Genomic DNA, 23227 nt, shown 5'->3' with positions numbered 1-23227 from the left:
CTATGGCGCGGTGTCCTCGGCGAGGACCCGCGCCATCGTGCGTTCGGCGAGCGCGGTGATCGTCACGAACGGGTTCACCCCGATCGACCCGGGCACGAGCGAGCCGTCGGTGACGTACAGCTTCGCATACCCCTTCACCCGGCCGTAGTTGTCGGTCGCCCGCCCCAACACGCAGCCGCCCAGCGGGTGGTAGGTGAAGTCGTCGGCGAAGGCCCGGTTGGACGAGCCGAACAGGTCGTACCGGTAGATCGTGGCGTTGGCCCGGTTGATCCGGTCGAACAGCTTCTTGGCCATGGCGGCCGAGAGCGCGCTCTGGGCCGCGGTCCAGCCCAGCGCCAGCGCGCCGTTCGTGTACGAGAAGGACGCCCGCTCCCGGTTCTTGGTGATCGCCAGATAGAGGCTGACCCAGTGTTCCAGGCCCGTCGGCAGCGGCGCGATCTCCGCGAAGACGGGGTTGGCGCTGTTCGCCCAGTCGTCGATGCCCATCACCGGCATCGTCGCCTGGTTCGCCCCCACCGTGTCCCACAGGTGGTTGGCCCGCCCGAGCATCACATTGCCGTTGGTGCCCCAGCCGGTGCCGACGCTCGCGTCGAGAGCGGGCAGCGCCCCCGTCTCCCGCGCGCGCAGCAGGAGTTCGGTGGTGCCGAGGCTGCCGCCGCCGAGGAAGAGGTAGGTGCAGCCGTACTCCTTGGTCTCGACGACGGTCCCGGCGTTGTCGATCCGCTGAGCGGTGAGCAGGTACGACCCGTCGGCGGCCCTGTTGATCGCGGTGACCCGCTCCTGGGTGTGGATGGTGACGTTCCCGGTGCCGAGGGCCGCGGCGAGGTAGGTCTTGTCCAGGGTGCGTTTGCCGTGGTTGTTGCCGTAGACCACCTCTCCGGCGAGCGCCGACCTGGTCGCCGTGCCGGCCGCCTCGCGCTGCATGTAGCCGAAGTCGTAGACGTTCGGCACGAAGGTGGTCCGCAGGCCGGCGTTGGCCGCGTGCTTGCGGGAGATCCTGGTGAAGCGGTACCACTCCGTGGACTCGAACCAGGCCGGGTCGACGGTGTTGACGCCGAGCATGGAGCGGGCGCGGGGGAAGTACGTGCCGTACATCTCGTCCGCGTCCACGGTGGGGAACTGCTCGGCGAAGTACGACTTCAGCGGGGTGACCGCCATGCCGCCGTTGACCAGGGAGCCGCCGCCGACGCCCCGGCCCACGTACACCGACATGTCGGCGAAGTGGACGCGGTCGAGGACGCCGGGGTAGGGGCTGATGTCCTTGTTGACGACGTCCAGCCACAGGAAGGTGGCGAGCGGGGCCTCGGTGCGGGTGCGGAACCACATGGAGCGGTGGTCCGGCGCGGCGGTGGAGCAGAAGACCTTGCCGTCGGGTCCTGCGGTGTTCCACAGGCGGCCCATCTCGATGACGACCGTGCGGATGCCTGCCTGCCCGAGGCGGAGGGCGGCGACGGCACCGCCGTAGCCCGAACCGACCACGATCGCCGGGGCGTTGTCCACGGCGGCGGGCTCCACGGCCGACGCCGACTGGAGACCGATGCGGGTGAGACCGGACGCGGCGGCGGTCTGCAGGGCCACCATGCCCAGGATATGACGTCTCGTCAGCTGACGCTGCATCAGTTTTGCTGTCATGTGCGGAGCATGGGCGGATTTTCACCTTCCGCCTAGAGTCACCGCACGCTTTACAACAGGGTCTTCAGCCGTTCCGCCAACAGGTCCCAGCGCCACTTCTCCTCGACCCACTCCCGGCCCCGCTCCCCCATCCTGCGGCGCAGTTCCGCGTCCCCCAGGAGCGTGACGATCCGGTCGGCCGCCTGTTCCGGCGAGCCGCCCCGCACGACCCAGCCCGTCTCGCCGTCGAGGACCGCGTCGGGCGCCCCGCCGGAGTCGCCAGCGACCACCGGCAGGCCCGTCGCCGATGCCTCCAGGTAGACGATGCCCAGGCCCTCCACGTCCAGGCCCCGCCGGCGCGTGCGGCAGGGCATGGCGAAGACGTCGCCCGCGCCGTAGTGGGCGGGAAGCTCGGACCAGGGAACCGCGCCGGTGAAGTGGACGGAGTCGGCCACCCGGGTCTCGTGGGCCAGCTTGCGCAGGTCCTTCTCGTAGGGACCGCCGCCCACGACCAGCAGGACCGCGTCCGGTTCCTTCGCCAGGATGCCCGGCATCGCGAGGATCAGGGTGTCCTGGCCCTTGCGCGGGACCAGCCGGGAGACGCAGACGATCACCGGGCGGTCGGTCAGCCCCAGCCGGGCCCGCACGAGGTCGCCACCGGACCCGGGGTGGAAGGTCTTCTCGTCGACGCCGGGCGGGAGCTGCACCATCCGCTCGGCGGCCTCGGGGCTCAGCGCGTCGGCGATCCGCGAGCGTGTGTACTCGCCGAGGTAGGTGATCGTGTCCGTGGAGTCCCCGATCCGGCGCAGCAGCTGCCGTGAGGCGGGCAGCTGGGCCCAGCCGGCCTCGTGGCCGTGGGTCGTGGCCACCAGGCGCTGGGCACCGGCCCTGCGCAGCGCCGGGGCCATCAGGCCGAGCGGGGCCGCCGCCCCGAACCACACCGACGTACAGCCGTGCTCGCGCAGCAGCCCGACCGCCCGCCGGGTCGCCTGCGGCGTCGGGAGCAGCATCGTCGTGGAGTCGCGTACGACGGTGAAGGGCTGTTCGGCGTCGAAGGCGGCCGTGGCCTCGACGCCCTCCCGGCCGCGCTTCCAGGTGGAGGCGTAGACCACCAGCCGCTCCGGGTCCAGGCGCAGCGCCATGTTGTGCAGGAAGGCCTGGATGCCGCCGGGGCGGGGCGGGAAGTCGTTCGTCACGATGAGCGTCTTGTGCATCGCGGCCGACCCTATCGGAGGCGTCACGCGCACCGCCTCACGGCCGCGCTGGTGGCCGACGCACAGCTTCCCAGGACATCATGTTCCCCTCAAGGCGGACGCGAGCGGCAGGGGACCAGGTGGAGACGACGGGCACACGGCGGTCCTTGGCGGGTCTGCTCGTCGTCTGGGCCCTGACCAGGACGGCTCTGCTGCTCTTCGTGTTCAAGGTGTACGTCTTCCCCGGTCCCGACGTCACCACCGACGTGTCCGTGATCTACCAGGGCTGGTACGAGGTGCTGCGCACCGGAACGTTCCCGCAGGACGATGTCACCTGGCAGTATCCGCCCGCCGCGGCCCTCGCGATCCTCTCCCCCGCGCTGCTGTTCTACCTGGACTACGCCTCCGCCTTCTTCGTCCTCGCCTTCACCGCCGATCTCGCGGTCCTCGCCCTGCTGCTCCACGCGGGCCTGCGCCGGGGCCGGAGCCTGCGCGGCGCCTGGGTCTGGGCGGTGGGCGTCCCGCTTCTCGGCCCGACGGTGTACGCCCGGTACGACGTGATGGTGACCGCCGTGGCCGTGGCCGCGCTGCTGGCGGGTGCCCGGCACCCCCGGGTGATGGGCGCGCTGACGGCGTTCGCGGCGCTGCTGAAGGTGTGGCCCGTGCTGCTGCTCGTCGCCGCCCGCAGGCGCTCGGCCTGGGTGTCGGCGGCGCTGACCGCGGGTCTGCTGGCGGCGCTGTTCGCCGTGGCGATGCCGGGCGCGTTCGCGTTCCTGACCTTCCAGCGGGACCGGGGTACCGAGGTGGAGTCGCTGGGCGCCCTCGTCTTCCATGTGGCCCGGCACTTCGGCTGGGACGGACAGGTGCTGCTGAACTACGGCTCGGTGGAGTTCCTCGGCCCGTATGTGGACGTCGTCAGCACGGCCGCCCTGGCGCTGACCGGGCTCGCCTTCGGCTGGCTGCTGCTGTGGCGGTTCAAGGCGGCCCGGTTCCTGCCGCACACGCTCGCGGACGCGGCGTTCGTGGCGGTGCTGATGTTCACCACGACCAGCCGGGTGATCAGCCCGCAGTACATGGTGTGGCTGGTCGGCCTCGCCGCGGTCTGCCTGTGCTTCCGGGGCGGGCGGATGGGGTGGCCGGTCGCTCTGGTGCTGGCGGCGTGCCTGGTGACGGTGCTGGAGTTCCCGCTCTGGTTCTCGCACGTGGTCTCCAGCGACACCCTCGGCATCACCCTCCTGTTCCTCCGCAACGGCCTGCTGGTCCTGGCCACGCTCCTGGCAGCGCGCGAACTGTGGCGCTCCACGGTGTCCGCCTCCGAGCCCGGTCCGGTGCCGGCTCAGGCCGCCCGCACCAAGGAGACCTCGCTCCCCTCCTGACGCGGAGCACGCCACCGGAGCAAGGCCCACTGCACCGCCATGGCAAGCGCCAGCGCCAGACATACCCCCGGCAGCCCGAGCCCGGACAGTCCGTACGCCAGCGGCAGCTGTACGGCCGTGCCGAACAGCGTCACCCTCAGCAGCACGGGCGCACCGCCGCCGCCCTCGAAGACCCCGCCGAGCGCGATGACGCAGGCCATGAGCAGCAGGTAGGGCCCGATGCAGCGCAGGAACAGCACGCCCTCGTGGGCGACCCCGGGCCCGGCGCCGAAGGCGGCCATGATCCAGGGCGCGGTCACGGCGAGCAGCACGGCCGCCGCCAGCCCCACCGCCCCGGACACCAGCACCGCCTGCCGCCCGATCGCCCGCCGCTCGTCGCGTCCGGCGCCACGGGTGTGCGCGGTGTGGATGGCGGCGGCCTGGCGTACGGCGTAGAAGGCCATGGTGGCGACGTAGAGGACCTTGTACGCGATCGCGTACCCGGCCACCGCGGTCACCCCGAGCCGGGCCACGATCGCCACCAGCGCCAGCGCTCCGGTCTGCCGGACGGTGAAGTCGGCGGCCATGGGCAGGCCGGTGGCGAGGGTCCGGCGCGGCGAGAAGGAGCCCCGTGGCCCCCGGAGCAACGCCTTCCGACGCAGGGCGAGCAGGCCGGCGCCCAGGGCCACGCAGCGGGACAGGACGGTGGTGGCGGCGGCGCCCTGCACGCCGTAGAAGTGGATCGCGAAGGGGTCGATGACGAGGATCAGGCCGTTGGCCAGGAGGGCGAGGCGCATCGGGGTGCGGGTGTCGCCGGTGCCCTTGAGGATGCCGTCGAGCAGGGTCTGGGCGAAGAAGACGGCGATGCCGGGCAGGGAGATCGCGAAGTAGGAGGTGGCGAGCGGGACGGCCGGTCCTTCACCGCCGAGGACCAGCCGGGCCAGCGGCTCCCGCAGGAGCAGCCCGACGAGCACGACCACGGGCGTGATCAGCGCGTACACCGCCCAGCCTCCGCGTACGGCCGCCCGCACCGCCGCCGGGTCCCGGGCACCCCTGGCGTGCGCGACCAGCACGGTCGTGCCGGAGCCGAAGACCAGCGCGACGCCCAGCAGCACGTTCTCTGTGTTGGTCGCGACGGCCACGGCGGCGACGGCCGGACCGCCGAGCCGGGAGACCCAGACAGTGTTGATGATCCCGGCGGCGACGGAGGCCAGGAGCGAGAAGTAGACGGGCTGGGCGAGCGAGATGAGCTGCTTGCGGTGAGCGTTCATGGATCCCCCTGGAGATACCTCGATTCGAGATAGCTCGCTTAGAGGTAGCATGGGCGGCATGACATCCGCAAGGAGGAATCGGTGCTGGAGCTGTCGATCCTGGGCTTCCTGGCCGAACAGCCGCTGCACGGCTATGAGTTGAAGGAGCGCATCAAGGCGCTCAGCGGCCATGTCCGGCCGGTCAGCGACGGTGCCCTGTACCCGGCGATCACCCGTCTCACCAAGGCGGGCCTGCTCGACCAGCACACCGAGCCGGGCGCGAGCGCCGCCCCGCGCCGGATCCTGTCGCTGACCGAGGAGGGCCGCGCCGACCTGCTGGAACGGCTGCGCCACCCCAAGCAGACGGAGATCACCGACCAGGTCCGCTTCAACACCGTCCTGGCGTTCCTACGGCATCTGCCGGATCCGCGTGAGCAGGCCGCAGTACTGCGTCGGCGGCTGGAGTTCCTGGAGGCGCCGTCGAGCTTCTTCTACCGGGGGGAAGAGCCGGTGCGGGCGGAAGAGGCCGGCGATCTGTTCCGGCAGGGCATGCTGCGGGTCGCGCGGGCCACTGGCGCCGCCGAGCGGGAGTGGCTCGCCGAGGCCATCGAGGTGCTCGATCAGCCGAACCGCGATGCGCCGAACTGAGTGCGCAGATACTCCCGCCACTGCGCGGTGAAGTCCTCCACGGTCGTCCCGAGCGCCTTCTCCATGGCGTCCTCGACCGCGCCGGGCCGCTTCTCGTGCGCGCCGACGGCCCGGTAGAACTCGCCGAGCCGTACCTCGCCCCAGCGGTCGGCGATCATCCGGGAGGCCATCCAGCCGCTCTCGTACGCCTGCGCGAGACCGGCCGCGTCCCCGGTGAACCCGAAGTCATCGTCCGTCGGCAGCCCCGCCGGGATCTCCCCCTCGGTCACCGCCCGCCACAGCTCGGGGGCCGCCTGGGAGGGGGTGCGGCCGGAGCCGAGGTAGCCGACCCAGTCGGCGTATCCCTCGGAGAGCCACAGCGGGGTGGCGGCGCTGGTGTGGGCGCGGGTGGCGACATGGGTGGTCTCGTGGGTGAGCACGACCTGTTTGCCGCTCTGGCCGAGGACGCCGTACGCGACCGGGTTGAGGATGATCCGGTCCGCGGGCGCGTCGGCGGGGGCGCCGGTCTCGCCGGTGGTCACGGCCGCGATGCCCCGGTAGGAGGAGGCGGGCGAGCCGAGCAGCCCGGCCATCCCCTCCAGCGACTCCGGTACGAGCACGACGACGCGCCGCGGCCACTCGGTCCCCCACGCCTGCGTCACCGCGGGCACGGCCCGGTCGGCCAGATCGGCGAAGGCGCTCAGCCGCCCGGCCTTCTGTCCGACCCCGAGCACGATGCTGCGCTCACCCCGGACGACGTCCACCCGGCCCTGGTCCCACAGCTGTTCGGCGGCCTTCCTCGCGGGCCGCTCGGACTCGACGTACCACGCGCCGCCCGCGTCCAGGCCGAGCTCCAGGGTGCGGGCGGCGGTGACCGGGGCGCGGTCGTTGCCCTCGATGCGATAGCGCAGCTCGGCCTCGGCGACAGCGGTGTCCCCGGCGCGCCGGAGCCCGGTCACCCGGTACGACCACTCCGCGAACGGCACCGCCCGCAGATCGTCGAACCCGCTCTGTGCGCCCGTCCGTACAAAGGCCGACTCATCGTGCTCGACGATCGCCTCGGCCCGCCGGTCGAGCACCCGCTGTACGGCGTCCTGGGCGCTGTCGGACTTTGGCCGGCCGCCACACGCCACGAGCGAGACGAGCAGCAGACACAGCGCCATCACCGCACCGGACCCGGACGCCCGCCCTCGACCAGCCATGCCGCGATCGTACGGGGATCAGAGCGCGGAGGTCAGACCCCCGTCACACCCTGGTGACCGTGGCCCCCGGCATCATCCCCACCGGGTCGTACCGAACCTGCGCTCCCGGATACGGCGAGTGGATCACCTGGCCATTGCCCATGTACATGGCCACGTGGCTGGCGTCGGAGCGGTAGGTGACGAGGTCGCCGGGCTGGATCTGGGAGAGGGGGACCTGGCGGCCGGCGGAGCGCTGGCCCTGGGAGGTGCGGGGCAGGGAGACGCCGGCCTGGGCGTACGACCACTGCATCAGGCCCGAACAGTCGAAGCCGCTGGGGCCGTTGGCGCCCCAGACGTACGGCCTGCCGAGTGCCGAGCGGGCGGCGGCGACCGCGGCGGCCGCACGGCCCGAGGCCGGGACGGCGCCCCCGAGGTCGGGCATGTCGGAGCGGCCGGAACGGGAGGCCCGGTCGTAGGCGGCGCGCTCGGCGGACGACAGGGAGTTCAGCAGTGCCCGGGCCTTCGCGAGCTTGCCCTCCACCGTCCGCTTGTGCGCCGCGACGGCCTTGCGGCTCTTCTCCAGCTCCCCGAGCTTGCGGGAGGCCTCGGCCCGCTCCTGGGAGAGTTCGCGCATCGCGTCCTGAAGGTCCTTCAGCTCACCGGCCTGATGGGCGCTGATCCGGTCCAGCACGGACGCCTTGTCGAGATAGTCGTCCGGATCGTCGGAGAACAGCAGAGCCAGGGAGGGGTCGAGCCCGCCGGAGCGGTACTGGGCTCCGGCCAGCGAACCGAGCGCCTCCCGCATGGAGTTGATGCGCTCCTGCTGCCGCGCGATCCGGTCCTGCGCCACGCCGACCTCCTTGCGCAGCGAGTCGGCACGCTCATCGGCCTTGTTGTAGGCCTCGGTGGCCTGCTCGGCCTCCTCGTAGAGGCGGTCCACCTCGGCCTTGGTGTCGTCGAGCGGCGCGGCGAGCGCGGGTACGGCTGCCAGCGCGGCCGCGGCGGCTGAGATGACGCAGAGCGCGGTGCTCGCGCCCCGGTCGAACCCGGACGGTACAAGGCGACGATGGGACCCCACGAGAAGCCGCACCCCTTCCGCTGGCGGACAAGGACCTTCCCCGGCGAGGGGGAAACGCGGCAGAGAGTAGCCCCACGACGGGGCACCGACCAACGACCGCCGTGGGCACGCACGGTGACGCCCCGCCTATGACGCAGGTCATGAGCGGGGCGTGAGGTCAGCGCGGGTTGTCGCAATTCGCCCGTTCGGGCGGCGCACTGTGGTGATCTTGGAGGAGGTCGGGAGACGTCAGACTCGGACGCCCCACCTGAACGGCTCACCGATGGTCTTCATCGACTCGTACCGGACGTAGGCGCCGGTGCGCGGGGAGTGCAGGATCTGCCCGTTGCCCGCGTAGAAGCCGACGTGGTGCAGGTCGTTGGCGAAAAGGACCAGGTCGCCGACCTTGAGATCGGCGACCGAGTTGATGCGCGTGCCGATCATGGCCTGATCCTGGGAGACACGCGGTATGGACACCCCGGCCTGGGCGAAGGCCCAGGAGGTGAAACCGGAGCAGTCGAAGGAGTTCGGGCCCGCGGCGCCCCAGACGTAGGGCGAGCCAATCTTGCTCTGGGCCGCGGCATACGCCGCGGCGGCGCGGCCACTGGCGGGGGCGCCGGAGCCGAGAGCGGTGCGCTCGCTGCTGCGGCTGGCGCGCTCCTGCTCGGCCGTCAGCGCCGCCTTCTCCTGGGCGGTCAGGGTGTTGAGCAGCTTCTGCGCCTCGGCGAGCTTGTCCTGGACTTCCTTCTTCTTGTTGCCCAGTTCGGTCCGGGTGGAGGCAAGGTCCTTGAGCTTCTCGGTGGCCTCGGCGCGGTCCTGGGCGAGTTCACGCTGCTTGTCCTGGATCTTCTTCAGCGACTCGACCTGCTGGCTGCTCAACTGGTCGAGCGTGGACGCCTTGTCGAGGTAGTCGTCCGGGTCGGAGGAGAGGAAGAGCTGGACCGAGGAGTCCATGGAGCCGGTGCGGTACTGGGCGGCGGCCGCCAGGCCTATGGAGTCGCGCATCTCGTTGAGGTCTTCCTGACCCCGCGCGACGTTGTCCTGGATCGTGGAGATCTCCTTCTGGAGCTTCTCCTGCTTCTCCTTGGCGCCGTTGTACTTCTCGGTGGCCTGCTCGGCCTCCTGGTAGAGCTTGTCGACCTTGGCCTTGACCTCGTCCTTGCTCGGCTTCTCGCTGGGCGCGGCGTTGGCCGCCTGCGAGCTGATGGCCACGGCGGCAGCAGCGGCGGTGGTCAGCACGGTCACACGTGCGCGGCTCGGCTGCTTGGGTCGACGGTGGGACGCCACGGAGGCGAACTCCTTCTTCTGAATGATCTTCTGATCGCAGGTTCGAAGGCAGACCCTAGTGACACAGCTGTGATCAGTTCAAACCCGTGGGCGATTTATCCCGGTTACGGTCCGCATTCTTTACCATCAACCCACGTGCAGTGATGCCCACTTGACGCTACGTTGCGTGACGGTTCCGTCAATTCGGGCATTGCGTCTGTACGTTGACCTTCAGGACAGTCGCTTCAGAAGCACCGCAGATGCCACCGGCCGGGCGCCCGCCCGGGCGACTCCGTCGGCCACCTCGCGGTCGGTCGAGACGACGATGACCGGACGCCCCGGCGGCTCGGCGCGCACCAGCTGACGGATCAACTCATCGGCCGTGACTCCGGGTTTGGAGAACAGCACCCGCACCCCGCGCGGCGGCGCCAGCAGCACCGGCGCGGCCAGCTCGGCCCCGTCGAAGACGCAGGTCACCTCGGCGCCGGTCTGGGCGGCGAGCTGGGAGAGCTGCCCGAGGAGCCTCAGGCGCTGCTTCTCCAGCGGCATCTGGGGATAGCCGGTCTTGGTGACGTTGTAGCCGTCGACGACAAGATGGGCCTGGGGCAGCGCCAGCAGCTGGTCGATGATGGCGGGGTCGTTCTCGGACAACGCCCGTGCGGCGATGTCCTTCGGGGTCATACGTCCCGGTTCGACCGCGTCCACGGTCTCGGCCGGACGCACCGACACCGGCGGCAACGCCAGCTCCCGGCGCAGCCCTTGGGTGGCGTCGAGCAGGGTGTCCAGCAGCAGCCGTACCCGCATGTCCTCGACACTGCGGCCCTCGCGCGCCGCCCTGCGGGTGGCCTCCAGGGCGGCCTCCGCCTCCGAGAGGCGCGACTTCAGCCGCCGGGACTCGCTCTCGGCGGCGGACACCTGACCGTGTGCCTCGGCGCGTACGGACTCGATCTCGCTCTGCACCTTGCGCAGCGCGGCCTCACCGCGCTTGACGTCACTGACGGCGGACCGCAGCTTGCGGTGAAGCGATTCCGCTTCCTTCTTGGACGCGTCCAGCTCGGTGCGCAGCCGCTCGGTCTCGGTCCGGATCTGCTCCCTGGCCTGGGCGAGTTCGCCGCGCAGCCGCTCCAGTTCGGCGCGGTTCTCCTCGTCGGCGCGCTCGGCGTCGGCCCGCTGGGCCTCCTCGCCGGCCGCGGTCACGAGCTTGACCCAGCCGGTGGGCCGCAGCACATAGGCCGCGGCCGCCACGTCGAGCGGATCCGCGGCCGGGGGCGGCGAGCCGGAGTCGAGGGCGCCGGTGATTTCCGGCTGGGCCTCTCTCAGCCTCTCCCCGATGCGCTGACGGAAGAGCGGATCGGTCTCCAGAGCGGCGGCCATGGCGTTGCCGGCGAACTTGGCACGGCGGTTCGGGGCGAAGCGGGCGTACTGTCTCAGCTGGGCGGGCAGTTCACCGACGGTCAGGCCGCCGAACCCGTCGGAGACGATCTGTACGACTCTTCTGCGCACTCCGTCGGGCAGCGGACGGTCGAGCACCTCAGCGGCGCCGTCGCCCGGCCCCCCGCCCGTGGTCTCCACCATCCGTCTCACCCCAATGCCTGTGCGGGACCCCCTCTGGCCTGGGGGATCGCCCGAGCGGGGCCCGCTCCGCTCAGGAGCCGGCGCCCGGCCTGTCCACGAGTTCCACCTGATCCACGGCGTTGCACCAGCGGCAGCGCACCGACTCGATGGTCTCACTGACCACCTCGCGCTCCTCGACCTTGGGCTCACCGGCGAGGTCGAGGTGGACGTACTCGACGACCTTCGACGAGCGGGTCACATCGAAACGGGTGAGGTTGCCGCAGAGCGTGCAGCGCCACCGCGTGGTGGCGGTCGGCAGGGGAACCGTCATCGCGACCGTTCTTTCCTTCCAGTGTCGGTGACTCACCGGCATCCCCGGTGGTTGTGGCTCGTAACCCTACGGCCTGGCGGGTACCCGCCGCTCGGCCGTCCACAGCGGCGAGGCGCTCTGTTCGAGTACGCCCCATTACGTCATGCTCTGTGTTCATGATCAGCAACTGGAGCGCCAAGACCGTCAGAACGATCCGGACGCCGTCCGCGCCGGTGACCTACGGACTGATCGCCCTGTGCACGCTGATCTTCGTGATCGGCCCGGCGTCGGGGCTGAATCCGGTCTACGGCACCGGCGACGAGCTGCTCGCGGCGCAGCGGGCGTACTTCCGGCGCTGGGGCGTGGTTCCGGCCGGGTTGTTCGAGGGGCACGCCCGCGCCGCCCTCACCCCGGCCACCGCGCTCTTCGTGCACGGCAGCTGGGTGCATCTGCTGGGCAACATGCTCTTCCTCTACGTCTTCGGCGTGCTGACCGAGGAGCGCATGGGCCGCGTCCAGTTCATCCTCTTCTATCTGGGCTGCGGCTATCTCGCGCTGCTGGGCTACGCCGCCGCCAACGCCGGCTCCGAGCAGTCACTGGTGGGCGCGTCCGGCGCGATCTCGGCGGTCCTCGGCGCCTGCCTCGCGCTGTTCCCCCGGGCCAGGGTGACGAGCCTGCTGCCGTTCCTGTTCTTCCTGCCGCTGCGCTTCCCGGCCTGGGTGGTGCTGCCCTTCTGGGCGGCCCTGCAGTGGCTGGCGGCGGGGCGGGCCGCGAACGGGCCCGGGGTGGCGTATCTGGCCCATCTCGTGGGCTTCGGCCTGGGCTGCAGCTTCGCCTGGGTGCGGTTCGGCCGTACGACTAGAGTGAGGGCCACCCCAGCGACGCCGGCCCCCGAGGGAGAGAACCAGCCGTGATCACCGCGATCGTCCTCATCAAGACCAGCGTGGACCGGATCCCCGAGATCGCGGAGCAGATCGCTTCGCTGGACAGCGTGAGCGAGGTCTTCTCCGTCACCGGCACCTACGACCTGATCGCGATGGTCCGGGTCAAGGAGCACGAGGACCTCGCCGAGGTCATCCCCGGCCGCATCAGCAAGATCCCGGGCGTGGAGGGCACGGACACGCACGTGGCGTTCCGGACGTACTCCCAGCACGACCTGGAGGCGGCGTTCGCGATCGGCCTCGACGGCTAGGACGTGAGGTCGGCGGCTGCCACGCCCTCCTCCGAGGTGACGTAGAGGCGGTTGCCGCGTATCAGGGGGGCCGACACCGGATAGCCGGCCTTGAGCGGGAAGCGCCAGATCCGCTTGCCCTTGAGGTTCAGGGCGTGGATCTCGTCGGGGGTCTGAAGGAAGATCCGGCCGCCCGACACGACGGGTTCGGTGAGGTCGTAGTCCCCGCCGCGAGGGCGAGTCCACCTTCTTGCCCCGCTCCGGATCCCGCAGCCACCACCAGCCGCCGACGCCCCCGGCGGCGGCCACCACGGCCCCACCGGCCACGGCCCGCAGCACACCGCGGCGCGACGGCGGCAGCGGCGCCCCGCCGGGCGATACGACCGCGTCCGGCACCGTCACCGGGGCCACGTACTCGACGCCGCTCATCCGCTCCGCGTCGTCCCCCCGCACCCACCGCGCACCGCCGCCGGTGAACCAGCCCGGTCGCACGGCAGCGGGCAGCGACGCCTCCGTGTGTCCCACGGCCGCCATGACGGCCTCCGGCACCGGCCGTCCGGCCGGGTCCGGGCGCAGACAGGACTCCACCAGCGGCCGGAACTCCTCGGGCACCTGGGACAGATCGTCGTCGCGGAGCGTACGTCAGCGGATCACACCGCGGGGACGCAACGCCCGTCCTCGGTGCGGTAGTTCCACTTCGCGCCGTCGGTGACGAGTTCGCGCACCGCGGTCACGAAACGCACCACGTGCTCGTCCGGGGTGCCCGCGCCGAAGCTGACCCGGATGGCGTTCAGGGACTTCTCGCCGGGTGCCGCCTCGGGGGCGCCGCACTCGCCCTGGGTCCCCGGGTCGCTGCCGAGCAGGGTGCGGACCAGGGGGTGGGCGCAGAACAGACCGTCGCGGACGCCGATGCCGTACTCGGCGGAGAGGGCGGCGGCGAAGTGGGAGCTGTTCCAGCCGTCGACGACGAAGGAGATGACGCCGACGCGCGGGGCGTCGTCGCCGAACAGGGAGAGGATCCTGACCTCGGGGACCTCGGCGAGGCCCTCGCGGACCTTCTCGATCAGGTACTGCTCCCGGGCGACCAGGGTGTCGAATCCGGCGTCCGTCAACGCCTTGCAGGCCGAGGCGATGGAGTAGGCGCCGATGACGTTCGGCGAGCCGGCCTCATGGCGCGCCGCGCTCTCGTGCCACTCCACGTCCACTCCCCCGTCCGCACGCCGGGTGACCTTACGGCTGGCGCCGCCGCCCGCGAGGTAGGGCTCGGCCGCGAGCAGCCAGTCGGCGCGGCCGGCGAGGACGCCGGAGCCGAAGGGGGCGTAGAGCTTGTGGCCGGAGAAGGCGACCCAGTCGACGTCCAGGTCCTGGACCGAGACCGGGTGGTGCGGGGCGAGCTGTGCGGCGTCGAGGACGATCCGGGCGCCGTGCGCGTGGGCGGCGGCGGCCAGTTCCCGCACCGGCCACAGCTCCCCGGTGACGTTCGAGGCGCCGGTGACACAGACCAGGGCCGGACCGTACGGGTCGCGGTCGGCGAGGGCGCGCTCCAGGGTCGCCACGGCCTGCTGCGGGGTGCGCGGGGCGTTGAGGCAGGTGACCTTCGCGGCGCGCCAGGGCAGCAGGGAGGCATGGTGCTCGGTCTCGAAGACGAAGACCTGGCAGTCGGCGGGGAGGGCGGCAGCGAGGAGGTTGAGCGAGTCGGTGGTGGACCGGGTGAAGATCAGCTGGTCGTCGGCGCGGCAGTCGAGGAACTCGGCGACGGTCTTGCGGGCGTTCTCGAAGAGGTCGGTCGACAGCTGCGAGAGATACCCGGCGCCCCGGTGCACGCTGCCGTAGTACGGCGCGTAGGCGGCCACGTCGTCCCAGACCCGCTGGAGCGCGGGGGCGCTGGCGGCGTAGTCGAGCGCGGCGTACGTGACCTCGCCGCCGGTGACGAGCGGGACGGTGACATCCCGGCCCAGAACAGGCAGCGGGGAACAAACGGAACGGTCGAGGGCAGCGGTGGAGACAGACATGGCGAAGCTCCCGTGACAGACGGAGAAGATGAGCGAAAAGGGGTGTGCGGAGGCGGGGCTCGGCGGCCCTATCGCATTCGCTTGCTCACGGAAGACTCCCTCGAACGACCCAGGACCCCTGGTGTATCGCGAGGGGTCCGCGCTTGCCGTGAGCCTTGCTGCTCACGGCCTGGTCTTCACCCGGGGCACCCCGCCACGGACGGAGGGTTGCCGGACAGTCGGCCGGGGCCTCATGACTGTCACTCATGACCTGGTACAGGAACTTAAGGGAAGTGATCGTCGCCCCGCAACCCGTGTCCGGATTACGGGACGACGACCGGTGACCGCTACGCGTTGCTCGCGGTCACCCAGCGCTCCAATGTCCGCTTGGCCGCGCCGGAGTCGATCGACTCCGCCGCCTTCGCCATGCCGGTGCGGATCTGCTCCGCCAGGGGCGCCTCCGTCGGGTGGAGAGCCACCAGGGCCGCCGCAGAGTTGAGCAGGACCGCGTCCCGGACGGGCCCGGTCTCGCCGTTCAGCAGGCGCCGCGCCACATCCGCGTTGTACGACGCGTCCGCGCCCCGCAGCGCCTCCACCGGGACGAGGTCGATGCCGACGTCCCGCGGGTCGAAGGACTCCTCGGTGACCTTGCCGTCCCGGACGATCCAGACCCGGGAGGTCGAGGTCGTGGTCAGCTCGTCCAGGCCGTCGTCACCGCGGAACACCAGCGAGGAGTTGCCGCGCTCGGCGAACACACCCGCGACGATCGGCGCCATCCGAGGGTCGGCGACCCCGACCGCCTGCGCCCGCACCCGGGCCGGGTTGGTGAGCGGACCGAGGACGTTGAAGACCGTCCTGATCCCCAACTGCCCGCGCGCCGCGCCCGCGTGCCGCATCGCGGGGTGGAACTTGGCCGCGAAGCAGAAGGTGATCCCGGCCTCCTCGGCCACGGACGGCACCCGGGGCACGGGAAGGTTCAGATTCACCCCGAGCTTCTCCAGGACGTCCGAGGAGCCGGAGGCGGAGGACGCAGCCCGGTTGCCGTGCTTGACGACCTTGGCGCCCGCGCCGGCCACGACGATCGCGGACATCGTGGAGATGTTGACGGTCTTGGCGCCGTCCCCGCCGGTGCCGACGATGTCCACGGTGTCGCCGGACACCTCGATCACATTCGCGTGCTCGTACATCGTCCGGACGAAGCCGGTGATCTCCTCGACGGTCTCGCCCTTGGCCCGCAGCGCCACCACGAACCCGGCGATCTGCGCGTCGGTCGCCTCGCCGCGCATGATCAGGTCCATCGCCCAGGCCGTGTCGTCGGCGCTCAGATCGCGCCCCTCCAGCAGGCCGTTCAGCAACCGGGGCCAGGAACGGCCCGCCGCGGTGTCGCCTCCAGCGGGGGTCACAGCGCTCATAAGGCCGCTCCTGAGTGTCGTAGCAGAGGTGTGTGCACCTGAAAGATGTGCCCCCACCCTATCCAGGCCGGGGCACGGCGAAGGGCCCCGTCCGTACAGCGGACGGAGCCCTTCGGCCGTGGCGTGGCGTGCGCAGCGATCAGTGGTGGCCGTGGCCGCTCGTGATCTCCTTGTACTCCTCGACGGTCGGCTTCGGAATCTGGGCTTCCTCGCCGTAGTACGCCTTGCTGAGCTTGACGCGCAGCTTCTCGGAGCCCTTCACCTTGCGCTCGACACCGTTCTCGTCGACCAACGGGCCGATCTCGGCCGGCTTGTACTGCTCGTGCGCGGTGAGGGTGTGCAGCTGCTCCTGGCTGAGCGGCTCGTGCACCTCGATGAACTCACCGTGCGGCAGGCGCTTGATGATGCCCGACTCGCGGCCGTGCAGCACCTTGTCCTTGTCCCGGCGCTGCAGGCCGAGGCAGATCCGCTTGGTGATGACGAACGCGAGGACCGGGGCGACGAAGAACGCGATCCGGACGAACCAGGTGATGGCGTTGATCGACAGGCGGAAGTGGGTGGCCCACAGGTCGTTTCCACCACCGATCAGCAGGACCATGTACCAGGTGATCCACGCGACACCGAAGGCCGTACGCGTCGGCGCGTTGCGCGGACGGTCCAGGATGTGGTGCTCGCGCTTGTCGCCGGTGACCCAGGCCTCGATGAACGGGTAGACCGCGATCGCGACCAGGACCAGCGGGAAGATCATCAGCGGGATGAACACACCCAGGACGAGCGTGTGACCCCAGAAGTTGATCTCCCAGCCCGGCATGACACGGATCAGACCCTCGGAGAAGCCCATGTACCAGTCGGGCTGGGCGCCGGTGGACACCTGGTCCGGACGGTAGGGGCCCATGGTCCAGATCGGGTTGATCGTGGCGATCGCCGAGACGGCCGCGATGACACCGAAGACCAGGAAGAAGAAGCCTCCGGCCTTGGCCATGTAGACCGGCAGCAGCGGCATGCCGACGACGTTCTTGTTGGTCTTGCCGGGACCCGCGTACTGCGTGTGCTTGTGGTAGACGACCAGGATCAGGTGGGCGACCACCAGACCTAGCATGATGCCCGGCAGCAGCAGGATGTGGACCGAGTAGAAGCGGGCCACGAAGTCGCCGCCCGGGAACTCCCCGCCGAAGAGGAAGAACGACAGGTACGTGCCGACGATCGGCACGGACAGGACCGCGCCCTCCATGAAGCGGACACCGGTGCCGGAGAGCAGGTCGTCCGGGAGCGAGTAACCGGTGAAGCCGGTGAACATGCCGAGGACGAACAGCAGGAAGCCGAACAGCCAGTTGATCTCACGCGGCTTGCGGAACGCGCCCGTGAAGAACACGCGCATCATGTGCACGAACATGCCGGCGAGGAAGATCAGCGCCGCCCAGTGATGGATCTGCCGGATCAGCAGACCACCGCGCACATCGAAGGAGATGCGCATGGTCGAGTTGAACGCCTCGGACATCAGCTGTCCCTGCAGCGGGACGTAACTGCCCGTGTACTCCACCTCGTTCATCGACGGATGGAAGAACAGCGTCAGATACACACCCGTGAGGATGATGATGATGAAGCTGTAGAGGCAGACCTCACCCAACATGAACGACCAGTGGTCGGGGAAGATCTTGCGCATATTGGCCTTGGCCAGGCCGTAGATGCCGAGCCGGCCGTCGGCCCAGTCGGCGACACGCTCGCCGGCGGGCGCTTTACCGCGCCGCTCGTTCTTCTCGTTGGTACTCATCCGCGCTCCCAGAATGCAGGACCGACGGGCTCTTCGAAGTCGCCGAGCGCCTCGAGGTAGCCCTCGTCGTTCACGCCGATGCGCAGCTGCGGCAGGGCGTGACCGGCGGGACCGAAGATCACTCGGGCACCGTCGGAGAGGTCGAAGGTGGACTGGTGGCAGGGGCACAGCGCGTGGTGCGTCTGCTGCTCGTACAGGGAGATCGGGCAACCCACGTGGGTGCAGATCTTCGAGTACGCGACGATGCCCTCGTGCGACCACTCAAGCTCGCGCTTGTCCTTGATGTTGTCCGGCTGGATCCGAACGATCATCAAAGCGGCCTTGGCGATCTCGGTCTGGAACTCTTCGTCGTCCTCCTCCAGGCCCTCCGGCTTGCAGAAGGTGAGGGAGCCGACCGCGACGTCCGAGGGACGCAGCGGCTCGTTGGTGTTCATGTTGACGAGCAGCTTGCCCTTGGACCACAGGGTGTGGCGGAGCTTGGTTCCGGGCAGCGGGCCGAGGTCACGCAGCAGGACGACACCGGAGAGCGGGAACAGGGCCAGCGCACCGAACATCGTGTTCCGGATCAGCTTGCGACGGCCGATCGCGGACTCCTTGGCGCCGTCCGCGAAGTCGGCCAGAACCTTGGCCTTGACCTCCGGCGACGCCTCGATCGGGTGCCGCTCGTCGGCGACCTCGACGTCCGACATCAGGGTGCGGGCCCAGTGGACGGCGCCCGCGCCGATGCAGAACAGCGAGACACCCAGCGTCATGCCCAGCGCGAAGTTCAGCGCGCTGATGTGACCCAGCGGGAAGATGTAGACCGACTTGTCGGCCGGGATCGCCACATAGGCGGCGATGAAACCGATGGTGGCCAGCATCGACACCGTGAACAGCATGGCCACCGCGCGCTCGGACCGCTTGGCGGCCCGCTCGTCGATGTCCTGGATCCGGGGCTCGTGGGGCGGCAGGCCGGGGTCCGCGAACGGGTCCTTGTCGTCCGCGACGCTCACCGCGCCGTGTGCGTCCTGCCCTGCGGGCAGGTTCTCTTCTGGAATGTCTTGGCTACTCATGACTTCTTGGCCTTTGCGGTCCGAGCGGCGACCCAGACGGCGACCGCGATCAGCGCGCCGAGTCCGAAGACCCACGCGAACAGGCCCTCGCTGACCGGACCGAGTCCGCCCAGTGACAGACCACCCGGGTTCTCGGTGTCGTCGCTGTTGACCGCGTCGAGGTACGCGATGATGTCCTTCTTGTTCTGCTCCGACAGGATGGTGTCGGGGAAGGAAGGCATGTTCTGCGGGCCGGTCTGCATGGCCTCGTAGATGTGCTTCGGGTCGACGTCCTCGAGGGTGGGCGCGAACTTGCCGCCGGTCAGCGCACCGCCCTTGCCGGTGAAGTTGTGGCACTGCGCGCAGTTGGTGCGGAACAGCTCGCCACCCTTGGCGATGTCGGCGCCGTCGGGGCCGTACTCCGCCTCGGTCGGGATGTTCGGACCGGCGCCCAGCGAGGCGATGTACGCCGCGAGCTGGTCGATCTCGGCCTGTGTGTAGACGACCTTCTTCCTCGGCGCCTGGGCGCTCTGGGAGGTCGCGGCCGGCATCCGGCCGGTGCCCACCTGGAAGTCCACGGCCGCGGCGCCGACGCCCACCAGGCTCGGACCGTCGGAGGAGCCCTGACCGCCGGTTCCGTGGCAGCTGGCGCAGCCGACGGCGTAGAGCTTCTTACCCTCGTCGATGGCGAGAGACTGGGCGGTTTCGTCTGCCTGCGCCTTGCCCGTGGGCGCGACAAAGGCGTACAGCCCCCCAGTGGCCGCCAGCGCGAGGAGTAGGACGACGACCGCCGCCAGCGGATGGCGTCGTCGTGCGGAGAGCTTTTTCACGGATTACCCCGGTGTCAGGATCTTCTGCGTCGATGCTTCTGGGATGTGCGCTTGCTTGCTTGCCTGCTCGCAGCGCGCGGGAACGGGCCCGAGCTACTTGATCATGTAGATCGTGGCAAAGAGGCCGATCCAGACGACATCGACGAAGTGCCAGTAGTAGGACACGACGATGGCGGCGGTCGCCTGCTCGTGAGTGAATCTCTTGGCCGCGTAGGTGCGGCCGAGGACGAACAGGAAGGCGATGAGGCCACCCGTCACGTGCAGGCCGTGGAAGCCGGTCGTCAGGTAGAAGACCGAGCCGTACGGGTCGGAGGAGAGCGAGAGCCCGTCCTTCTTCACCAGCTCGGTGTACTCGTAGACCTGGCCACCGATGAAGATCGCACCCATCACGAAGGTGACGATGAACCACATCCGGAGCTTCTTCACATCACCGCGCTCGGCGGCGAAGACGCCGAGCTGGCAGGTGAGGGAGGAGAGCACCAGGATCGTGGTGTTGGTCGCCGAGAACGGGAAGTTCAAGGCGCTTGCCTTCTCACTCCAGAACTCGGGACCGGTCACCGATCGCAGGGTGAAGTACATCGCGAAGAGGGCCGCGAAGAACATCAGCTCGGAACTCAGCCAGATGATGGTTCCGACGCTGGTGAGGTTCGGCCGATTGACCGACGGGTGCGCGTGCCCGGTTTCTACTGTCGTTGCTGTCGCCACGACCGACATTATGTCGGTCCCTTATCCCGCCCTCACTCCGGGGGGTGCCGTTCGGAGTGTCTTGGGCGTCCGAACCGGTGTTGACGTGGTGTTCGTGGGAGTAACATCCGCCCAAACGGCCCTGTCCGGCCGGTCCGTACGACGCTGACGTCTCGGAGGAACAATGCAGCCGACCGCCACGGTGCTGGTCTACAGCGACGACTCCAACACCCGCGAGCAGGTGCGGCTTGCCTCCGGAAGGCGGCCGGCTCCTGATGTCCCGTTGGTCGAGTTCGTGGAGTGTGCGACGCCCGCGGCGGTGCTGAGCGAGCTGGACAAGGGTGGGATCGACGTCTGTGTGCTGGACGGCGAGGCCGTGCCCATGGGGGGCATGGGGATGTGCCGCCAGATCAAGGACGAGGTCTTCAACTGCCCGCCGGTGCTGTTGCTCATCGGGCGGCCTCAGGACGCGTGGCTGGCGACCTGGAGCCGGGCTGAGGCCGCGGTGACCCTGCCGGTGGATCCAGTGGAGTTCGCGGCCGCGTTGGCCTCTCTGCTGCGGAACCAGAGGCTTCAGAGCGCCTAGGAGCACGTGGGTGGGGTCAGACCGCCGCCGGTCTGAGCCTTGCCGCTTCCTCCGGGCGGGGGCCTTCCGGCTTGCCGCCCACCAGGGCGCTGCCCTTGCGCCACTTCTTCCAGGCGACGTTCCAGTCACCGAAGCCGTTGCCGAAGGGTTCCATCGTGTTGCCGTCGGAGTTGACGACCTTGACGAGGTCGCCTTCTCGGACGTTCTTGAAGAACCAGGACGCGTTGGCGGTGCTCATGCCGATGCAGCCGTGGCTGACGTTGGCGGAGCCCTGGGAGCCCACGGACCAGGGGGCGGCGTGCACGTACTCGCCGCTCCAGGTGACGCGGGTGGCGTAGTAGACGGGGAGGTCGTACGACTCCGCCGAGCCCTCCGAGATGCCGATGCTGGTACTGCGCATCCGTACGAAGTACTCCTTGCCCAGCACGACCTTGACGCCGTTGCGGGTCTCGAAGCCGGGCTTGCCGGTGGTGACCGGCATGGACTTGATCTCCTCGCCGTTCTTGTAGACCGTCATCCAGTAGGACGAGGCGTCCGTCACCGCGAGGATCCGGTCACCGGTGGTGATCGTCAGCGGCTTGGCCCTGCCGCCCCAGAGGCGGTCGCTGACCTTGATGCCCTCCAGGTTGCTGCGCACCCGGATGGTGGCGTTGGTGGGCCAGTAGTCCTTGGGGCGGTAGTGGAGTTTCTTGTCGTCCACCCAGTTCCAGGTGCCCTCGGTGGCGGGCGTGGACTCGACCTTGAGGGCCCGTTCGACGACGGCTCGCTGGGCCTCGTCCTTGACTGGTTTGCTCAGTTCGGCCGTGATGGGCTGGCCGACGCCGTACTTGCCCGCCTTGGGGCCGAAGGTGACGTCCAGCCGCTTCTTGGTGAGCGGCTTGCCGGTGTCGAAGGTGAGGACACGGCGGCCGGGGGCGCCGTCCTCGTCCTCGGTGGACACCCGGACCGTGTAGCGGGCGCTGGCGGCCAGCGGGGAGGTGCTGTGCCAGCGGCTGCCGTCGGCGGAGAGTTCGCCGCTGACGTAGCGTCCTGTGGCGTCCATGGCCGTGACGTCCGTGATGCGGCCGTCCGAGCCGTCGGCGGTGACCTCAAGGGGCTTGTCCGGGTCGGCCTTCTTCCCGTCGCCCTTGGGGCCGTTGAAGGAGATCTGGTCCGCCGCGTCGTACGGCGCGGCCGACAGCGGATTGCCGTCGCTGCCGCACGCGGTGACGCTCGCACTGAGTGCGACCACCAGCAGCGTGCAGCCGACGACGGTGCGGGTGCGCGGAGTTGGGTTCATGCCCTTCACGCTAGGAAGGTGCGTCAAGCGCGGCGCGCCGAGTGAGCCGTACGAGGGACAAAAGGCGTGGCAAAAGAGGGAGCCCGGACTCTCCTGACGGAGTGTCCGGGCTCCCGAGCGCTCGGCGCGTGTTACTGGGTGCGGTTCTCACCGCGGTAGTACTCGAAGACCCAGCCCCAGATGCCGACCAGGATCAGCGGGGCCGAGAAGTACATCAGCCACCAGCCGATGGCGACCGAGAGGAAGGCGAGCGCGCCACCCACGGCCAGGGAGAGCGGCTGCCAGCTGTGCGGGCTGAAGAAGCCGACCTCGCCGGCGTCGTCCGCGACGTCCGCGTTCTTGTCGTCCTGCGCGCCGGCGTCCACCCGCCGGGCCGTGAAACCCAGGTAGAAGCCGATCATGATGGACAGACCGAACGCCAGGAACAGGGCCGTCGTACCGGCCGGCTCCTTCGACCACACGCCATAGACGACCGCCATGGTGAGGATGAAGACGCTCAGCCAGATGAACATCCTGCCTTGGATCTTCACTTGCCGGCCTCCTTGCCGCCAGCCAGGGCCCTGTCACCGTGAGGGGCGTTCTCAAGCTGGTCGAGAGCGGCGATCTCAGGGTGGTGCAGGTCGAATGCCGGCGATTCGGAACGGATCCGCGGCAGGGTGAGGAAGTTGTGCCGCGGCGGCGGGCAGGACGTCGCCCACTCCAGCGAGCGGCCGTAGCCCCACGGGTCGTCGACCTCGACCTTCTTGCCGTACTTGGCGGTCTTCCACACGTTGTAGAAGAACGGCAGGATCGACAGGCCGAGCAGGAACGAGCTGATCGTCGAGATCGTGTTCAGGGCGGTGAAGCCGTCGGCCGCGAGGTAGTCCGCGTAACGACGGGGCATGCCCTCGGCACCCAGCCAGTGCTGGACCAGGAAGGTGCCGTGGAAGCCGATGAACAGCGTCCAGAAGGTGATCTTGCCGAGCCGCTCGTCGAGCATCTTCCCGGTCATCTTCGGCCACCAGAAGTGGAAGCCGGAGAACATCGCGAAGACGACGGTGCCGAACACCACGTAGTGGAAGTGCGCCA

23 protein-coding genes and 1 riboswitch are annotated in these 23227 nt (G+C 69.7%); of the genes, 5 read left to right on the top strand and 18 right to left on the bottom strand.

Features of this window, described 5'->3' with window-relative positions; all coding sequences use genetic code 11:
- A complete protein-coding gene (locus tag RMT89_RS00115) occupies positions 1-1581 on the bottom strand; it encodes a GMC oxidoreductase (protein WP_315882001.1) in 1581 nt (526 codons plus the stop codon).
- Positions 1582-1682: 101 nt separating this feature from the next.
- The gene (locus tag RMT89_RS00110; protein ID WP_315881796.1) at positions 1683-2825 is read right to left on the bottom strand and encodes a glycosyltransferase family 4 protein; all 1143 of its coding nucleotides are present in this window, start codon (positions 2823-2825) and stop codon (positions 1683-1685) included.
- A 119-nt stretch (positions 2826-2944) separates the two neighbouring features.
- Here RMT89_RS00110 and RMT89_RS00105 point away from each other — a divergent pair, with 119 nt between their 5' ends.
- A complete protein-coding gene (locus RMT89_RS00105; RefSeq protein ID WP_315881795.1) occupies positions 2945-4180 on the top strand; it encodes a glycosyltransferase 87 family protein in 1236 nt (411 codons plus the stop codon).
- On the opposite strand, the gene RMT89_RS00100 is transcribed toward RMT89_RS00105, so the two are convergent.
- Positions 4141-5430, bottom strand: coding sequence for an MATE family efflux transporter (locus RMT89_RS00100; protein WP_315881794.1), 1290 nt, complete (start codon positions 5428-5430; stop codon positions 4141-4143). The genes RMT89_RS00105 and RMT89_RS00100 overlap by 40 nt on opposite strands.
- Before the next feature lie 81 nt (positions 5431-5511).
- On the opposite strand from RMT89_RS00100, the gene RMT89_RS00095 reads away from it, so the two are divergent.
- The gene (locus tag RMT89_RS00095; protein WP_315881793.1) at positions 5512-6057 is read left to right on the top strand and encodes a PadR family transcriptional regulator; all 546 of its coding nucleotides are present in this window, start codon (positions 5512-5514) and stop codon (positions 6055-6057) included.
- Here RMT89_RS00095 and RMT89_RS00090 read toward each other — a convergent pair.
- The 5 genes from RMT89_RS00090 to RMT89_RS00070 all read right to left on the bottom strand — a co-directional run bounded on the left by RMT89_RS00090 (position 6030) and on the right by RMT89_RS00070 (position 11425).
- Complete coding sequence (locus RMT89_RS00090) at positions 6030-7238, bottom strand: hypothetical protein (RefSeq protein ID WP_315881792.1); 1209 nt, start codon at positions 7236-7238, stop codon at positions 6030-6032. The two genes, RMT89_RS00095 and RMT89_RS00090, sit on opposite strands and share 28 nt — an antisense overlap.
- Before the next feature lie 43 nt (positions 7239-7281).
- Positions 7282-8295: an NlpC/P60 family protein gene (locus tag RMT89_RS00085; protein WP_315881791.1), complete on the bottom strand. Its 1014-nt coding sequence runs from the start codon at positions 8293-8295 to the stop codon at positions 7282-7284.
- A gap of 228 nt (positions 8296-8523) precedes the next feature.
- On the bottom strand, positions 8524-9561 hold the full coding sequence (locus RMT89_RS00080) for an NlpC/P60 family protein (RefSeq protein WP_315881790.1): 1038 nt from the start codon (positions 9559-9561) through the stop codon (positions 8524-8526).
- Positions 9562-9771: 210 nt separating this feature from the next.
- On the bottom strand, positions 9772-11115 hold the full coding sequence (locus RMT89_RS00075; RefSeq protein WP_315881789.1) for an NYN domain-containing protein: 1344 nt from the start codon (positions 11113-11115) through the stop codon (positions 9772-9774).
- A 70-nt stretch (positions 11116-11185) separates the two neighbouring features.
- Positions 11186-11425: a hypothetical protein gene (locus RMT89_RS00070; protein ID WP_055541554.1), complete on the bottom strand. Its 240-nt coding sequence runs from the start codon at positions 11423-11425 to the stop codon at positions 11186-11188.
- A gap of 155 nt (positions 11426-11580) precedes the next feature.
- Here RMT89_RS00070 and RMT89_RS00065 point away from each other — a divergent pair, with 155 nt between their 5' ends.
- Together RMT89_RS00065 and RMT89_RS00060 are read left to right on the top strand one after the other, a co-directional pair.
- Complete coding sequence (locus tag RMT89_RS00065) at positions 11581-12318, top strand: rhomboid family intramembrane serine protease (protein ID WP_315881788.1); 738 nt, start codon at positions 11581-11583, stop codon at positions 12316-12318.
- Positions 12315-12596, top strand: coding sequence for an Lrp/AsnC ligand binding domain-containing protein (locus tag RMT89_RS00060; RefSeq protein WP_250070320.1), 282 nt, complete (start codon positions 12315-12317; stop codon positions 12594-12596). The genes RMT89_RS00065 and RMT89_RS00060 overlap by 4 nt, the downstream gene beginning before the upstream one ends.
- Here the strand turns inward: RMT89_RS00060 and RMT89_RS00055 are convergent.
- The 7 genes from RMT89_RS00055 to RMT89_RS00025 form a co-directional block, all read right to left on the bottom strand.
- Positions 12593-12895, bottom strand: a complete 303-nt coding sequence (locus tag RMT89_RS00055; RefSeq protein WP_315881787.1) for a PQQ-binding-like beta-propeller repeat protein — start codon at positions 12893-12895, stop codon at positions 12593-12595. The two genes, RMT89_RS00060 and RMT89_RS00055, sit on opposite strands and share 4 nt — an antisense overlap.
- Before the next feature lie 330 nt (positions 12896-13225).
- Entirely contained in the window at positions 13226-14587 is a 1362-nt protein-coding gene (locus RMT89_RS00050; protein ID WP_315881786.1) for an aminotransferase class V-fold PLP-dependent enzyme, read from the bottom strand.
- A gap of 134 nt (positions 14588-14721) precedes the next feature.
- A riboswitch (SAM riboswitch) is annotated at positions 14722-14838 on the bottom strand.
- A gap of 75 nt (positions 14839-14913) precedes the next feature.
- Positions 14914-15978: an anthranilate phosphoribosyltransferase gene (gene trpD / locus RMT89_RS00045; RefSeq protein ID WP_315881785.1), complete on the bottom strand. Its 1065-nt coding sequence runs from the start codon at positions 15976-15978 to the stop codon at positions 14914-14916.
- A 139-nt stretch (positions 15979-16117) separates the two neighbouring features.
- Positions 16118-17749, bottom strand: coding sequence for a cytochrome bc complex cytochrome b subunit (locus tag RMT89_RS00040; RefSeq protein ID WP_315881784.1), 1632 nt, complete (start codon positions 17747-17749; stop codon positions 16118-16120).
- On the bottom strand, positions 17746-18801 hold the full coding sequence (locus tag RMT89_RS00035; RefSeq protein ID WP_315881783.1) for a Rieske 2Fe-2S domain-containing protein: 1056 nt from the start codon (positions 18799-18801) through the stop codon (positions 17746-17748). Before RMT89_RS00035 ends, RMT89_RS00040 begins: the two co-directional genes overlap by 4 nt.
- A complete protein-coding gene (locus RMT89_RS00030) occupies positions 18798-19610 on the bottom strand; it encodes a c-type cytochrome (RefSeq protein WP_315881782.1) in 813 nt (270 codons plus the stop codon). Before RMT89_RS00030 ends, RMT89_RS00035 begins: the two co-directional genes overlap by 4 nt.
- Positions 19611-19703: 93 nt before the next feature.
- Positions 19704-20324, bottom strand: a complete 621-nt coding sequence (locus RMT89_RS00025; RefSeq protein ID WP_315881781.1) for a heme-copper oxidase subunit III — start codon at positions 20322-20324, stop codon at positions 19704-19706.
- Positions 20325-20478: 154 nt separating this feature from the next.
- Here RMT89_RS00025 and RMT89_RS00020 point away from each other — a divergent pair, with 154 nt between their 5' ends.
- Positions 20479-20880 (top strand): hypothetical protein, encoded by a 402-nt coding sequence (locus RMT89_RS00020; protein ID WP_315881780.1) that lies wholly within the window; start codon positions 20479-20481, stop codon positions 20878-20880.
- Between the two features lie 16 nt (positions 20881-20896).
- On the opposite strand, the gene RMT89_RS00015 is transcribed toward RMT89_RS00020, so the two are convergent.
- From RMT89_RS00015 to RMT89_RS00005, 3 genes are all read right to left on the bottom strand, one after another.
- Complete coding sequence (locus tag RMT89_RS00015) at positions 20897-22159, bottom strand: Ig-like domain-containing protein (RefSeq protein ID WP_315881779.1); 1263 nt, start codon at positions 22157-22159, stop codon at positions 20897-20899.
- 131 nt (positions 22160-22290) lie between these two features.
- Positions 22291-22689, bottom strand: coding sequence for a cytochrome c oxidase subunit 4 (locus RMT89_RS00010; protein ID WP_315881778.1), 399 nt, complete (start codon positions 22687-22689; stop codon positions 22291-22293).
- Positions 22686-23227 (bottom strand): cbb3-type cytochrome c oxidase subunit I (locus RMT89_RS00005; protein WP_315881777.1); only part of this gene is annotated, 542 nt, incomplete at its 5' end. The genes RMT89_RS00010 and RMT89_RS00005, both read right to left, overlap by 4 nt.

Source organism: Streptomyces sp. P17, from assembly GCF_032436805.1.
In the GTDB taxonomy this organism is placed as follows: domain Bacteria; phylum Actinomycetota; class Actinomycetes; order Streptomycetales; family Streptomycetaceae; genus Streptomyces.
This window is presented reverse-complemented; position numbering and strand designations above follow the sequence as displayed.